Source organism: Maridesulfovibrio pacificus (SeqCode), assembly GCF_048612815.1.
GTDB classification, from domain to species: Bacteria; Desulfobacterota; Desulfovibrionia; order Desulfovibrionales; family Desulfovibrionaceae; genus Maridesulfovibrio; species Maridesulfovibrio pacificus.
The window spans coordinates 2399118-2414375 of sequence record NZ_JBLZNE010000001.1; the positions used below are offsets into that span (position 1 = coordinate 2399118).

Here is a 15258-nt window from a genome sequence, read left to right on the forward strand (position 1 = left end):
AAAGTTTAAGGCCGAAGCGTATCTAAATACGTGAGGATTTAAACTTTTTGCAGCAACGCCGCAGATGGTGCTTTTTCAACAACTTATTGTAATCGCTCACACCAATTTTATATATAAAAAAAAGACCGCGTTCCGGGAGAACGCGGTCTTTATCTTTTTTAGATGCACTTCTCCCTAGGTATTGTTGTCACGCCACCACCAAGAAGCACGGTCTGCAAGCAGGTCCATATCACCTGCGGCAGCCAAAGAGAGGAAAGAACGGAACAGACGAGTCGCTTCCTGACTGTACTGGTTGGCATCAGTAATAGTGCCGAATAGATCGCTGTCCTGAGTAACCATCTTACGCGCTGATTCGAGTCTGCGCTTGAAAGACGGGGTCACAAATTTTTTAATATTGGGAATTTCGCGGGAACAGGCCAGAAATGCAATTGTGGAACTGAAGTTCAGGGCCTGAATCATAGCCATAGCTTTATCGTGCTCTTCAACAGAAGATTCAAAAGCACCGAAATTGAGACGTTCAAAGAAATCCTTCACAGCCAGCATGGCAGGACGGTCTTCTTCACGCTCGGCAACAAGAGCCACAGTGGGATCAAAATCGGTAGGAATCACCGGTCCGAACAAGGGATGTGTACCGACCACGGGACCATCATAGGCACGAAGCATCTGCTGTACAGGACGTCCTTTGACCGAACCGACATCAGATAGGATCGCACCCTTTTTCAAGTGCGGAATAACCACGGGCAGGACCTCATCCATAACCGTCACCGGAATGCACAGAATAACCAGATCGGTATCCGGCAGACGGCGGGCCATCTTTTCCTCGTCGAGCGGAGTGTCAAAACGGTAGACCATCAGTCCGGCCCGTTCGGCAGTGAGCGCGAGGAAGCCCCCCATCTGGCCCCGGGACCCGATGATGGCTACGCTATGTATTTTCTCAAACTCGCACTCCATGACTAACAACCGTTTCCTTTTTTAATTTTTTCCCATTCATCCCAGAAACCGGGGAAAGATTTTGCAACACATCCGGGTTCAGCCGGAATTGATTCAATACCCGCCATAGCGAAAATCGCAGTACACATGGCAAGGCGGTGATCATCATAGGTATCGAAGATTATGCGTTCGCCCTTCTTGAGAGGGGCCGGGATAATGGTAATGGAATCATCGGTAATCTCGGCCTTGCCGCCTGCACGCATGACTTCGGCAGCACTTGCTTCGAGGCGATCACATTCCTTGATGCGCAGGTGGGCCACATTGGTGATGGTAGTCGGGCTGTCCGCAAAGGCGGCAGCAACAGCCACGGTGGGCACCAGATCAGGGCACTTGCTCATGTCCACCTCAACGCCGTGCAGCTTGGAGGGGTAAACAGTCACACTGTGATCGTCACTTTCGATCTTCGCGCCCATGGATTCAAGGATGTACATGATTGCCCTGTCACCTTGAAGGGAATTTACGTTCATTCCTTCAATCTTAACAGGATTGTTACCTACGGCCCCGGCAGCGAGAAAGTAGGAAGCATTCGACCAGTCACCTTCAACGCGGTATTCATCGCGGTCAAACTTGGAAGGCTCAACTACGAAACGTATTTCGCCGGGAACAACCTTCTCGACCTTTCTCCAGTTTGTCTTTTTCCATACACCGTCTTTCTTGGCCTGAACCTCAAACTTTACTCGGAAATCTTCCATTACATTGAGGGTCAGAGCCACATAAGGCCATGAAACAGCTTTCTCACCGATTACATTGATGATGGTTGTTTCATCGGCGAGCGGTGCGCCGAGCAGCAAACCGGAAAGGTATTGGCTGGATTCCTCAAGGGAAATATCCATTTGCTTACCCTTGAAACCGAAAGCTTCAAGTGTCACCGGAGGGTAACCATTCTTATCGGAGAAGGTCACCTTGGTCCCCTGTGATTCCAGTGCGCTGGTCAAAGCACCGATAGGACGGTCATGCATACGCGGTGTACCCTGTACCCTGAAAAGTCCCTTACCTGCACCGGCGAGAGCAGTGATCAAACGGCAGGTAGTGCCGGAATCACGCATTTCCAGAACAGCAGGTTCCTTGACGCCGCCCTTGGGACCGCCATCCATACCGGTTACGGTAGTGGCAGTTCCATCAATATTAAATTTCGCGCCCATGGTTGTCAGGCAATCCATGGTCCGGTTGATGTCATTACTGTCGAGAGGATCAAGAACAACAGTAGTTCCCTCAGACAATGCACCGGCAATTAGCGCACGGTGCGAAAGCGACTTGGACGAGGGAGCTTTAATTATGATTACGTTTTCAGAAGTCATTTTATATATCCTGACTGTTTCCAGTCTTTTGAAATTTTATTTAAATCTTACTGCCGTCTTGAGAACCTGCGGGGTAGCTGCCGAGTATTTTAAAAGTCAGGCAGCGCGCTTTGAGATCTTCGATGAGTGAAGCGTGTTCTTCAGCCCCGAGGTCACCTTGCAGGTCAACGAAAAACATATACTTCCACTTTTCACCGAGAGCAGGACGGGACTCAAGCTTAGTCATGTTTATATCATGACCGGAAAGCTCATTAAGGACTTCCACAAGTGCACCGGGACGGTCCGGGGTGGTGAAAAGAAGCGAGGTTTTGTCACGCTTATCTTCCTGTCCTGGCTTGGGGCCGATGATCAGGAAACGGGTCCAGTTGTCCGGCAAATCTTCGATGGCCTCTGCTACTACATGCAGACCGAAAAGATTAGCCAGTTTTAAATGTCCTACTGCGGCTGCAGGTTCATCGCTTTCAGCAACCATCTGGGCAGCCTTGGCAGTGGACTCTACAGACACGAGCTCTGCACCGGGCATATTGGCACGAAGCCATCCGGTGCATTGCTCTAGTGCCTTGGAGTGTGAGTAGACCGTTTTGATCTCGCTGATGTCGACACCCTTGGTCATAAGCCCGTGGCTGATGCGATGATACAGCTCGGCCTGAATGAAAACCGGGTAGCGCATGAACAGATCAACGTTCTGCCCGACCGTTCCCTTGAGCGAATTTTCAAGGGGGATTATGCCGAGGTCGGCTTCGCCCTTGGAAACGGCCACAAAAATATCTTCAAAATTGTTTTTAGGGAGCAGGTCAGCCTGACGTCCCATATGCTGTAGCCCGGCAAAATATGAAAATGTCCCTTCGGGGCCTAGATAGACCACTCGCTCAGGCCTTTGCAGCCTGCGGGAGGAAGAAATAATTTCGCGATAAATTGCTTCAAGGTGCTCAGGGGGGAGAGTTCCGGGATTGCGCTTAATTAGACCGCGCAGTACTTCCTGCTCCCGGAAAGGCTTGAAAATCTGGTCAGATGATCCGGCCTTGATGGCTCCAACTGCGAGAGACGCAGCGGCACGCTTGTTGAGAAGCTCAAGAATATCACTGTCGAGGGAATCAATTTCCACTCGCAGATCGCCAAGATTTTTTTTGCTGGACTGTGACATTTTATTATTAATCCTCTGAAATTTCTTCTTTGATGCGCATGCCGAAATGGCGGCCCGCTTCATCAATACGGCAAAGAACTTCATCGCCTTCTTTCAATGTTACCACACTTACAGGTTCACCGTCACCGCTTACAACTCTGATGGTTTCAGCGTTCTGGAGAAAAACCTTACCGGAAACCGGACCTTCAGGGGTCTGGACCTCGGCGGTGATCAGCAGCATGGGACGAACTTCAAGTTTGCTGCGTCCGACAACTGCTACGGAAGTCTCGCCGCTTTTATCCACAACCAATACTTCGGTGCCGGAACGCAGTTCTTCGAGATAGCAGGTCTTGTCACCGGGAGTGAGAGCGTAGGCATGAACAGCCCCGGCATTCACTCTGAAAGGACGTGCGGCTACGTAAGGGTTGGATTCGGTTTCAGCATGCACGAGAAAGGTGAAGGCGGAAGAATTTCCGGTAAGGATACCCTGTCCTTTCTTGAGTTTGGAAGTGGTATCCACACAGACCCTGTGGGCCAGACCTGCGGATTCAATGCTGGTTACGGTTGCTTTCTGGAGTTCCATCTTACCCTGCGAGAGTTTCAGTTCGGCTACAATCTGCTTAAGATCAGCAGCGCCTTCGGGAGTTACTACGATTGAATCTGCACCACGCTCCATGACCGATGCGGCAAGTCTTGCGCGGTCAAGAGATTCAGCTTCAAGGGCAAGGGCATCAATCTGGGCAAGCAGGTTTTCAACCGGGATAATCTCCCAGCCTGCGGCGAGACAAACACTTTTGCCTTTTTTGTCAAGATCAACAGCAACTGCTTCGTCTGCCTTTTCGGTGATAGCTACGCAGGGCATTTCTTCCGGAGTAATTACAGATACTCGCCCGAGGGATTCAACGGTCTCCTTGTCTTCAGGAGAAGTAAGGATGGCATCTACTCCGGACTCGAGTGCAAGGCTGAGAAGCTTTTTATCAAAAGGGATCGCTTTGAATATAATCTTTTTCATTTTCCTGTTCCTAAACTATTCGCCGATGTGCGCGAGAGCATTATCTACAGTTTCATCTTGGTGAACGATCATGTGCAGGGCTTCTACCAGTTTAACGCGGTTTTCATGCTGGAAGACATTACGGCCAACGGAAAGTCCGGCACCGCCTGCTTCGATGGAATCTGAAACCATCTGCAGGAAATCGCGGGTGGAATCGAGCTTGGGACCTCCGGCGATTACTACTGGAATACAGCAGCCTTCAACCACGTCTTTGAAAGTTTCAACATCGCCGGTGTAGGGTACTTTTACGATATCAGCACCAAGCTCTTCACCTGCGCGGGCGCAGTGGGCCACAACTTCGGGATCGAATTCGTCTTTGATCTGAGGGCCGCGAGCGTAAACCATTGCCAGAACCGGAACACCCCAGCTGGTAGCGGCGGAAGCAACTTCACCAAGATCGGAAAGCATCTGTGATTCGGCTTCATCACCGAGATTAACGTGAACGGAAACAGCATCTGCACCGAGGCGAAGTGCGTCTTCAACAGTACCGACGAGAGTTTTTTTATTGGGGAGGGGGGAAAGACAGGTGGAGGCGGAGAGATGAACGATGAGGCCGACGTCGCCGCCCTCTTCACGGTGGGAGCAGCGAACAAGGCCTTTGTGCATGAGCACGGCGTTGGCTCCTCCCTTGACCATATCGTTAACCGCCCTTCGCATGGATCGAAGTCCCTTGAGCGGCCCGACACTTATACCATGGTCCATGGGAACAACGATGGTCCGGCCTGTATTGCGGTTTATTATCCGCTCCATTCTTACGCTTTTTCCAATCTGCATTTTAATTTCTCCTGAAGTTTGCCTCTAGATTCTCCAAGATCCGCTTCCCTTTTGGCGACCCGTTAAAAAAAAAGGGCCGCCGGCGATTCTTCGCCTGCGGCCCTTTCGTAGAGGTCGTTTGCTATGTTTCTTTTTTTACTTTTTGTACAAGCAAACCTCCACCCGACCACAAGCGTGGGTGCACCAAAAATAAAAAAAGTAAAAAAAGTAAGAGAGGCCAGTGCCTAGGGTGTTGAAAGTCTGCATAAGAGCTACTTAACCGGGTCCTGAAAAAATTGTCAACAACTTTATTTATTTTTTTATCATCATTAATATAATAAACACTGATTGTTAATTTCTCTCAACTTAAACAACACACCCGAGCACATAGTTTACCTTTTTGTAATTTTCACCCTACTCAAATACGACAAAAAAGTTCAAAAATACATTTTTGTAATCAATATTTTTGGGTTAATCCAGTATTTATACAGTATTTTCAAACACTTAAACGTTTGGCACAGTCCATGCTTAAAGAAACTTATCCTTGAAGCAATCAACATCCCTAAGGAGGACTGTATGACTACCAAACGTTCAATGGCAGGCCGCAAAGTTCCGGCCCTCGCAACTCTCATGCTCCTGGCAGCACCTTCCGCGGCATTTGCAGCGGAAGAAGCCATGTCCCAGACACACGGCAACATTCTCTGGACACTTCTCGCGGCGATCCTCGTATTTTTCATGCAGGCAGGTTTTGCATGCGTTGAAGCAGGATTCACCCGCGCAAAGAGTGCGGGTAACATCCTGATGAAAAACTTTCTCGATTTTTCCACTGGATCAATCATCTTTTTCCTGCTCGGATTCGGCCTCATGTTCGGGATTGATGCAGGCGGATTTATCGGCACATCCGGCTTTTCTCTTGCAGGAACAGGGCTCACCGACCCGGATGCGCAGTGGACTCTCACTTTCTGGTTCTTCCAGTCTGTATTCGCGGCAACCGCTGCCACTATTGTATCCGGCGGCATTGCAGAGCGTACTAAATTCAGCAGCTATATCCTAGTAACATGTATCGTAACCGGACTTATCTATCCTATATCAGGACACTGGGCATGGGGCTCCCTCTGGCTTGGAGATTCAGGCGCAGGCTGGCTTGAAGGCATGGGCTTCATGGACTTCGCAGGCTCTACCGTAGTTCACTCCGTAGGTGGATGGATCGCTCTGGCCGGTGCCATGATCCTCGGGCCCCGTATAGGTAAATACACTGCGGACGGCAAAGCAAAAGCTATCCCCGGCCACAACATTCCGCTGGCATCTCTGGGTGTTTTTATCCTCTGGTTCGGCTGGTTCGGATTCAACCCCGGTTCCACCACAACAGCAGACGGTTCCATCGGCCTTATCGCAGTAACCACAAGCCTCTCCGCCTGTGCGGGTACCCTCGGCGCAATGTTCACCTCATGGTTCAAATACGGCAAGCCCGATATCTCCATGACCTGTAACGGCGCGCTGGCTGGTCTGGTCGGTATTACCGCTCCCTGTGCAACAGTAACTCCCGCAGCTTCTATCGTTATCGGACTTATCGCTGGTGTGCTGGTAGTTCTCTCTATCGAGTTCATTGATAAAATACTGAAAATCGACGACCCGGTTGGTGCGGTTTCCGTACACGGTGTATGCGGCGCTTGGGGAACTCTGGCTTGTGGTCTCTTCACCTCTCCCGCACTTAACGATGGAACAGGCGGCCTCTTCTACGGCGGTGGATTCGGAATCCTTACCACCCAGATCATCGGTATCGTAGTCTGCTTTATCTGGGCATTTGGAATGGGCTACCTCGCCTTCTCCATCGCCAAGGCCGTGATGGGCATCAGGGTTACTGCGGAAGAAGAAATGAAGGGTCTCGACATCAGCGAGCACGGCATGGAATCCTACAACGGCTTCCAGATCTTCTCCAACGAATAGTCCAACCATCACAAAGAGAGGAATAATATAATGAAACTCATCATCACATACATCAGGCCCGAATGCCTTACCCCGGTAAAACAGGCTCTCTACGCCAAAGGCATCTACTCCATGTCGGTAACCAACATCCTCGGTTCCGGCCGGGGAGCAGGATTCACCGAAACATACCGCGGGGTAGTAATGGAAGTTAACCTTCTCAAAAAAGTTCGCATCGAGATCGGTCTGGACGAATCCAAACTCGAAGGAGCACTGGAAGCTATCAAGACCGGTGCCCAGACAGGTAAAGAAGGTGACGGTGTCATCTTCGTGCAGGACCTGAACCGGACCATCCGAATCAGAACAGGCGAAGAATCACTCTAGCCACACAAAACATAGGCACATATCACTCTAACCCCAATTAGTGTACAGCACAGGCCGGGTTTATCATCGGCAGTTAAACCCGGCCCAGTCCGATGACCACCTCCATCGGACCTCACCGGCCGAAAGGGACTTCCCACCCTTTCGGCCGCTTTTTTAAAAAAATTCGACTTAAAATACTCTTTGGTTCCACTTCGCGTCCGTGTTAACAGAATAGAACCAACTGTAAACACACAACAAAGCGACTGCTCCTATGAAAACTACTCCCGATTTTTCCATTAATGAACTCATCGAAAATGATAGTTTAACTACAGTACTGCAGCCGCTTATCTCCATGAACCGCAAAGGATTGTTAGGTTTTGAGGCCCTGACCCGAGCTATCAATCCCCGTACCGGGGAAAGCATCCCTCCGTTCACACTTTTCAATATGTGTGAGGACCTTGAAACCCTGACCAAACTTGACCGGGCATGCAGAAGAAAAGCTTTTGAAACGTTCGCACCCATTTCTAGAACAGATCGTTCACTGCTCCTGTCGGTTAATATTGATGCAGCTATTATCAACGAAAAAACATTCAATTACGGGCTGACCGGAAAGATGGTCGAAGAATGTTCCATCCCCGTTGGGAATGTCGTCCTTGAAATAATCGAATCCAAAGCGGGCAACGACGCAGCTCTCTCAGCTTTTGTTGCAAAATCCCGTGAACACGGCTTTCTCATAGCCCTTGATGATGTGGGGACAGGACATTCCAACCTTGACCGCATACCTTCACTAAAGCCGGACATAATCAAGATAGACCGTTCCCTCATTACTGATATCAATAGAAAATTTCATAATATGGAAGTAACCCGCTCCCTGATCAGCCTTGCAGAAAGAACAGGTAGCCTGCCTTTGGCCGAAGGAATTGAAACCGTTGAGGAAGCCCTTACCCTGATGAGCCTCGGCATTGATGTGTTTCAGGGTTATTTCTTCAGCAAACCGGCACCGGCAGCCATGGCCATCAATACAGATATGGCTCCGGTAAAATATCTGGCTTCACGCTTTAAAACCCATGTTCTGGAAAAATTAAACCGCCAGAAAATAATGGAAAACAGTTACAAAAGAATGGCCGCGAAGCTACGTGATGCATTGATGAACGGCACCACCGGGACACTGGATTCCGCACTTTCAGCCTTCATTACTGAAAACACAAACATCGAGTGTGCCTACATTCTGGACACCAACGGCATTCAGGTTTCCGAAACCATCTGCAATCCCTACAAGCTCAAAAAAAACAGACGGCTCATATACCAGCCTGCTCCAGTAGGGGCTGACCACTCTCTGAAAGAATATTACCTGACTATTAAAACAGGCAACCAATGGCATACCACAGCCCCATACATATCACTTGCCTCGGGAAACAATTGCGTCACTGTTTCCACAAAAATGAACGACACCCCCAAGTCTCCTATACTCTGCATTGACATCAGCACTTAATTCAATCCCAGTTGCAGTATTACTATAATGTTTGTTGCAACCGCACAGGTAATGGAATATCTTTCCCGCCTCAATTAATTATTACGGACCGGGAAAAATGAATAAAGACACTCATGACGGTATATTCTATGCCGCTGCGGCATTCATCCTCTGGGGGTTGCTCCCTGTTTACTGGAAAACCCTGGAAGAAGTCCCCGCACTTGAACTCCTCTGCAACAGAATTGTCTGGTCACTCTTTTTTGTAGCGATCCTACTTTCCTGCAAAAAACGCTGGCCGGAAGTAAAGAGCGCCTTTGCGGACAAAAAAGGTAAAATTCTGTTGACCATAAGCAGTTGTCTCATAGGGACAAACTGGTTCGTTTATATATGGGCAGTCAATCATGACCATGTGGTGGACACCAGTATGGGCTATTATATGACTCCGCTGATGAATGCCCTGCTCGGATTCATTTTCATGAAAGAAAGATTGAACCGCCTTCAAGTCACCGCCATCATCCTCGCTGCGTGCGGAGTAGCCTATTCTATAATTGATTTCGGGCACATTCCTTATATAGCTCTAACGTTAGCTGTTTCATTCGCCTTTTACGGACTGGTCCGTAAAGTGATGAAAGTGGAGTCCCTTCCGGGCCTATTTGTGGAAACAGCCGTGCTTGCCCCATTATCTGCGATTTATCTACTATGGCTGGCTTTTTCAGGAGAAATAAGTATATATAAAATCAGCCTTATGGATAATCTCCTGCTACTTGGAGCAGGTGCCGCCACATCTTTGCCACTCATCTTTTTTGCCCATGGAGCGCGCAGGTTGCGATTAGTAACCTTGGGTATGATGCAATACATAGCTCCCACACTGGCTCTGATGCTCGGTGTCTTTGTATATGAAGAGCCATTCACCTCTGCACGGCTGGTGACTTTCGCCTTTATCTGGAGCGGAATTGCAGTCTATGTAGCAGACGGGTTGAATAAAAACTTTAAAACTATTTCAAGTTCAAAGAAATAATCAGAACTGCAGGGCCGGAGCATAGAATTGATTTTAGCACCTAAGAAAAGCAACTTCTTCAAAAAGTGGATTCCACTCAGGCTGATAATCCCCCTGATTATGATTCTGACCGCAGCCAGCTACATCTGTATTAAGCTGGATACTATGTCCATTCAAGATCAAGAAAGGATCTTCAATGAACAGCAGGCCCTGCAAGCAAAACTGGTCGCCACTGCCTTAGAAGATAAACTTGCAAACATTATAGAATCGTCCGCAACGCTGGCTAACTACTCACTGGTTGATTTTATTGCAGGCAACCGATCTTCAGAATCTATTAAAAAACTCATCAAAATTAAACAGACGGACCAAACCTCCCTGACCCTGATCAGCTTCAACCCGGCAAAGGGGGGGGAATTAACCTCTGAAATAAATTCACCGGAATTAGTACAGGCACATCGCATCGCACAGGAATGGACTGAAAAATATTACTCCGCAGTATCAGGCATGCGTTCAGGATTCATTACTCCGAAACCAGTAACTGCAGATAAGATATATGTTGCCGGGGTGCTGATGCCGGTCTGGGAGAACAACAATTTCTCAGGAATACTCACAATTGTCATTGATCTGGATAAACTTACGGACAAATATATCGGCCCGCTGCAAATCGGAAAATTCGGATCAGGATACATTATCGACGGATCAGGAACTGTCCTGTTTGATCAGGAAACCGAGATAGTCGGAAAAAACGTATTTGCACTCCACAAAGGCTATCAGGATTTGATCAAGATAGATTCGCGCATGCTTCACGAGCCATACGGAACCGGGGAATACTCCTTTACCGTAAAGCGGGATAAACACGTGGAGCGCAAGCTTGTCGCCTGGCATTCTATTCGTTTTGGAGAGATGAAACTTGTTGTCGCCCTTTCCGCACCCGAAACCGATGCAACAAGCTCATTGGCTTCCATACAGGCTGTGCGGGCAGCAATGTTTGTATTCCTTTCCCTGCTATTTTTCGCAGTTGTATTTTTCTTTTACTACCACAGATCCCAGCAACTGCTTCTCCGTCAGAACAAAGAGTTAAAAAGCAAAGATAATGTTTTCGGAGCCATCGCCAAAAATGCTCCGGGAATTATTTACAAATGTGAAATTTCCCAACCTTTTGAAATGCACTATATAAGTTCCAAAATCCGTAAAGTTACAGGATTTGACCCTGAGAATTTTCTCAAGGGAGGAAAGAGCATGTATTATGATCTGGTGCATCCGGAAGACCGCACCGGATTGAAAAATGCAATCAGCAATGCCCTCAGCCACAATAAATCCTTTGAACATGAATACCGCATCATCCGTAGCGATGGCAGTCAACGCTGGGTTTTTGAAAAAGGGACTATTCTTCTAGAAGAAAACAGCATGGTCGGATTCATCCTTGATGTTACAGACCGAAAGAATGAGGAAAAAGCTCTTAAACAGGCTGAAGAGAACTACAGCGCTCTGGTCACTACAGCACCGCTTGGAATATTTCAAACTACACCGCAGGGTAAATTCATCAGCGCCAACAGCCAGATGGCAGCATATTACGGATACAATTCATCAGAATCCTTCCTGACTGAAATTACCGATATTGCGCGGGACTGTTATGTACACCCAGAAGAGCGGGACCGGTTAATGACCATCCTCGACAAATTTAGCCGGACAAACAACTTTGAAGCCCGCCAAAAACGCAGAGACGGCTCTACATTCTGGGCAAGTGAAACAATTATGGGAGTCGAAGATGAAAATGGAAACATTATTCGCATGGACGGTTTTCTCATGGATATTTCCGAACGCAAAGAACATGAGGAAACCATGCGCCGTCTGGCCATGTTTGACAATCTGACCGGTTTGCCAAACCGAGTCCTCTTTGATGACCGTTTAAAACAAGCTCTTTCACATGCCAACCGTAACCGCATGAAAGTTGCCATTCTCTACGCTGATCTCGATAACTTCAAACAGGTTAACGATGAACTGGGGCATATGGCTGGAGATACTGTACTTAAAGAAGTTGCCGGACGTTTCAGCGACTGCCTGCGGACCAGCGACACCCTTTCCCGCATCGGCGGCGATGAATTTATTTCTATATTACAGGATGTAGGAACCATAGCTGAAATCGAAGTGGTCGCCCAACGGATAATAGACTCCATGCGCGCGCCTTTTTACGTAGGCGAAAAAGTCTACAGGATCGGAGTAAGTATAGGAATCAGTATTTTCCCGGATAACGGTGAAGAAAAAGAAAAGCTTATCCGTATTGCAGATGAAGCCATGTACAAAGCGAAAAATCAGGGCAAAAACGGCTACGCATTTTAAAATCAACGTTGTTTTCACAAAAAAGGAACTTTTTTCACAACAACCGGTCTGAATAAAGATTTCAAATAGTTGTATTGACCCCGCATGCCGATATGCTAAAACAAAATTAACGGGGGCAATACAGTGCCGTCTTTTCTTCAGCGGTACTTTCTCCCCCGAAATACACCACAATACAATTCTTTGGAGAAAGTAATGAAATTTCGTAATGAGCATGACTGCATAGGCCAGAAAGAAGTTCCTGAAGATGCCCTTTACGGGGCACAGACCATGAGGGCATCCGAGAACTTTCGCATTACCGGAATCCCCATCTCCCACTATCCGCACATAATCTACTCTCTTGCCCAGATCAAAAAAGCCGCCGCTTTGACCAATAATGAGCTGGGCAAGCTGGATGAGGAAAAGACCAGAGCTATCGTCTTTGCATGTGACGAACTGCTGGCAGACAAGCATCATGACCAGTTTGTGGTCGATATCATTCAGGGCGGTGCCGGAACCTCCACCAACATGAACGCCAACGAGGTCATAGCTAACATCGGCCTTGAACACCTCGGCTTCAAACGTGGTGAATACGATAACCTGCACCCCAATATTCACGTCAACATGGCCCAGTCCACCAATGACGTATACCCTACCTGCCTGCGACTAACCCTTATCGCCAAGATGGACCAACTCATAGAGTCCATGGAATATCTGCAGGCGAACTTCGCAGCAAAGGGGAAAGAATTTTCACATATCCTTAAAATGGGGCGCACCCAGCTTCAGGATGCAGTACCCATGACCCTCGGTCAGGAATTCACATCCTACTCGGTTATGGTCGGCGAAGATATTGAGCGTGTACGCGAAGCGAAAGCCTTGATCTGCGAGATCAATATGGGTGGAACCGCCATCGGCACCGGACTGAACGCCCCGCCCAAGTATGCAGAGCTGGTTACTGCAAAGCTTAAGGAAATCAGCGGTTTTGATCTTGAGTTAGCCCCGGATCTCGTGGAAGCCACTCAGGATACCGGAGCCTATGTACAGCTTTCCGGTGTACTCAAACGTGTAGCTGTTAAAATTTCCAAAATTTGTAACGACCTGCGTCTGCTCTCTTCCGGCCCGCGCTGCGGACTCAACGAGATCAATCTGCCGCGCATGGCTCCGGGTTCTTCCATCATGCCCGGAAAGGTCAACCCTATCATTCCGGAAGTGGTTAACCAGATTGCTTTTACCGTCATAGGCAGTGACGTAACTGTCAGTATGGCAGCCGAAGCAGGACAGCTGGAATTGAATGTAATGGAACCGGTCATCTGCGCCAGCCTGCTCAATTCCCTGACCATCATGCGCCGGGGATTCCGTACCTTGGCCGACCGCTGCATCTCCGGCATCACCGCCAATGAGGACGTCTGCCGCGGCTACGTAGAAAACAGCATCGGACTGGTCACCGCACTCAACCCCTACATCGGTTATGAAAAATCAACCGAAGTAGCTAATGAAGCACTTAAATCAGGATGCTCTGTCTACGACATAGTTATTGAAAAGGGTTACATGTCCAAAGAAGATTTGGATAAAGCGCTTTCACCCGCAGCCATGGTTCACAGCCATCCGCTAAGCCTTGTTGAAACCGCTGAAAAATAAAATTCAAAGGCCGCACAGCTTATGCTCTGCGGCCTTTCTTTATAACAGATTTGAAACGGGAGGTACTAATGACGCAGGAAAAATCAGCTTCCGCCCTGTCCATGATGTTCGTGGTAGTAGGTAACATGCTCGGTGCGGGAATCCTTGCCCTGCCGGTAAATCTCTGTGCAGCAGGATTTTATCCTTCTGTCGCCGCCACCCTGCTCATGTGGGTGCTCATGACCTATACCGCCCTGATCTACTCGGAACAGAAAAGTCTGACCACCAATGAGAACGCAGACCTGCCGACATTTTTCCATCAGGAACTGGGAAATGCCGGGAAATGGGTAACAATTGTCGCCAACCTGATCATTCTATACGGGGTTCTTGTTGCCTATCTTTGCGGTATCTCCGCTATTATCATGAGCCTGCAGTCTACTTTACCCAAAGCTGTGGTCATGATCGGTTATTTCGCGCTGGTAACCGGAATGACCGCCTTCGGCATGAAAATGATGAAGAAGTGCACGCCTTATATGGTCACCATCATGTGGATAACTTTCGGCGCACTGGTCTTCATGGTTGTGCCCGATGTTTCAGCTCCGAATCTTGAGGCTCTCGACTGGACCTACATTCCTGCAGGACTCCCGGTACTGCTCATGGCCTTTCATTTTCATAATATCATTCCGAGCATATGCCGAACACTGGACCATGACCGGAAAAAGATTCGCACCGCCATCATCGGCGGAACAACTATCGGCATGGGAATGAACATTGTATGGTTGCTGGTAGTGCTAGGTGCATTGCCTCTTTCAAATCCCGAAACCCATATCGACCTGATCACCGCTTTCGGCAAAAATGATCCGGCAACCATTCCTCTGGAACAATTGCTTCAGACCCCGGTTTTCACCTATGTTGCCCTGATATTCGCAGTGGTAGCAATGTCCACCGCATTCATGGCTAACGGGACAGCCCTGCTCAGCTTCATGCGCGACCTGACCTCCAGCAACTTCGGCATCAACAACAAAGTTGTTGTCTGGTGTCTGTCATTTCTTCCCCCGCTGCTGGTCGGCCTGCTTTACCCGGACATTTTTCTGGTAGCCATCAACCTTGTGGGCGGAGTCGGCGAATGCATCATCTTCGGAATCCTGCCCGGATTCATTGTCTGGAGATACTCACCGAAAGGTTCAATCCGAAAATATTCAGGCATGTTCCTTATTGTCTGTTTTGCCGCAGTCCTGATAATTGAACTGGGCCAGGAATTCGGACTGCTGCACCTCAGCCCGAATGTTGAATACTGGACTCACCATACAAGGTAGTCTTGTCTACCGAAGCCAGAGAGCCTTTCAATAAGCTTAG

12 protein-coding genes are annotated in these 15258 nt (G+C 48.5%); 7 read left to right on the forward strand and 5 right to left on the reverse strand.

What is annotated here, in order from left to right:
- Nucleotides 1-174: 174 nt before the first annotated feature.
- The 5 genes from ACNI23_RS11120 to ACNI23_RS11140 are packed head-to-tail and all read right to left on the reverse strand — an operon-like array spanning nt 175 to nt 5236.
- Nucleotides 175-951: a prephenate dehydrogenase/arogenate dehydrogenase family protein gene (locus ACNI23_RS11120; protein ID WP_420248716.1), complete on the reverse strand. Its 777-nt coding sequence runs from the start codon at nt 949-951 to the stop codon at nt 175-177.
- 2 nt (nt 952-953) lie between these two features.
- Nucleotides 954-2288: a 3-phosphoshikimate 1-carboxyvinyltransferase gene (gene aroA, locus ACNI23_RS11125; protein WP_420248718.1), complete on the reverse strand. Its 1335-nt coding sequence runs from the start codon at nt 2286-2288 to the stop codon at nt 954-956.
- Between the two features lie 40 nt (nt 2289-2328).
- A complete protein-coding gene (pheA, locus tag ACNI23_RS11130; RefSeq protein WP_420248720.1) occupies nt 2329-3432 on the reverse strand; it encodes a prephenate dehydratase in 1104 nt (367 codons plus the stop codon).
- Nucleotides 3433-3439: 7 nt separating this feature from the next.
- Nucleotides 3440-4423: a 3-dehydroquinate synthase II family protein gene (locus tag ACNI23_RS11135; RefSeq protein WP_420248722.1), complete on the reverse strand. Its 984-nt coding sequence runs from the start codon at nt 4421-4423 to the stop codon at nt 3440-3442.
- A 15-nt stretch (nt 4424-4438) separates the two neighbouring features.
- The gene (locus ACNI23_RS11140; RefSeq protein WP_420248723.1) at nt 4439-5236 is read right to left on the reverse strand and encodes a 2-amino-3,7-dideoxy-D-threo-hept-6-ulosonate synthase; all 798 of its coding nucleotides are present in this window, start codon (nt 5234-5236) and stop codon (nt 4439-4441) included.
- A 555-nt stretch (nt 5237-5791) separates the two neighbouring features.
- Here ACNI23_RS11140 and ACNI23_RS11145 point away from each other — a divergent pair.
- The 7 genes from ACNI23_RS11145 to ACNI23_RS11175 all read left to right on the forward strand — a co-directional run bounded on the left by ACNI23_RS11145 (nt 5792) and on the right by ACNI23_RS11175 (nt 15218).
- Complete coding sequence (locus tag ACNI23_RS11145) at nt 5792-7162, forward strand: ammonium transporter (RefSeq protein ID WP_420248725.1); 1371 nt, start codon at nt 5792-5794, stop codon at nt 7160-7162.
- 30 nt (nt 7163-7192) lie between these two features.
- Complete coding sequence (locus ACNI23_RS11150; protein ID WP_420248726.1) at nt 7193-7522, forward strand: P-II family nitrogen regulator; 330 nt, start codon at nt 7193-7195, stop codon at nt 7520-7522.
- A 250-nt stretch (nt 7523-7772) separates the two neighbouring features.
- Nucleotides 7773-8993, forward strand: a complete 1221-nt coding sequence (locus ACNI23_RS11155) for an EAL domain-containing protein (RefSeq protein WP_420248728.1) — start codon at nt 7773-7775, stop codon at nt 8991-8993.
- Nucleotides 8994-9090: 97 nt separating this feature from the next.
- Nucleotides 9091-9990 carry an EamA family transporter RarD gene (gene rarD / locus ACNI23_RS11160; protein WP_420248729.1) on the forward strand — a complete coding sequence of 300 codons (900 nt, stop codon included), beginning with the start codon at nt 9091-9093 and terminating at the stop codon, nt 9988-9990.
- Nucleotides 9991-10017: 27 nt separating this feature from the next.
- Nucleotides 10018-12309, forward strand: coding sequence for a diguanylate cyclase domain-containing protein (locus ACNI23_RS11165; RefSeq protein ID WP_420248730.1), 2292 nt, complete (start codon nt 10018-10020; stop codon nt 12307-12309).
- A gap of 192 nt (nt 12310-12501) precedes the next feature.
- The gene (aspA, locus tag ACNI23_RS11170; protein ID WP_420248732.1) at nt 12502-13923 is read left to right on the forward strand and encodes an aspartate ammonia-lyase; all 1422 of its coding nucleotides are present in this window, start codon (nt 12502-12504) and stop codon (nt 13921-13923) included.
- 68 nt (nt 13924-13991) lie between these two features.
- Entirely contained in the window at nt 13992-15218 is a 1227-nt protein-coding gene (locus ACNI23_RS11175; protein WP_420248734.1) for an amino acid permease, read from the forward strand.
- Nucleotides 15219-15258 lie beyond the last annotated feature (40 nt).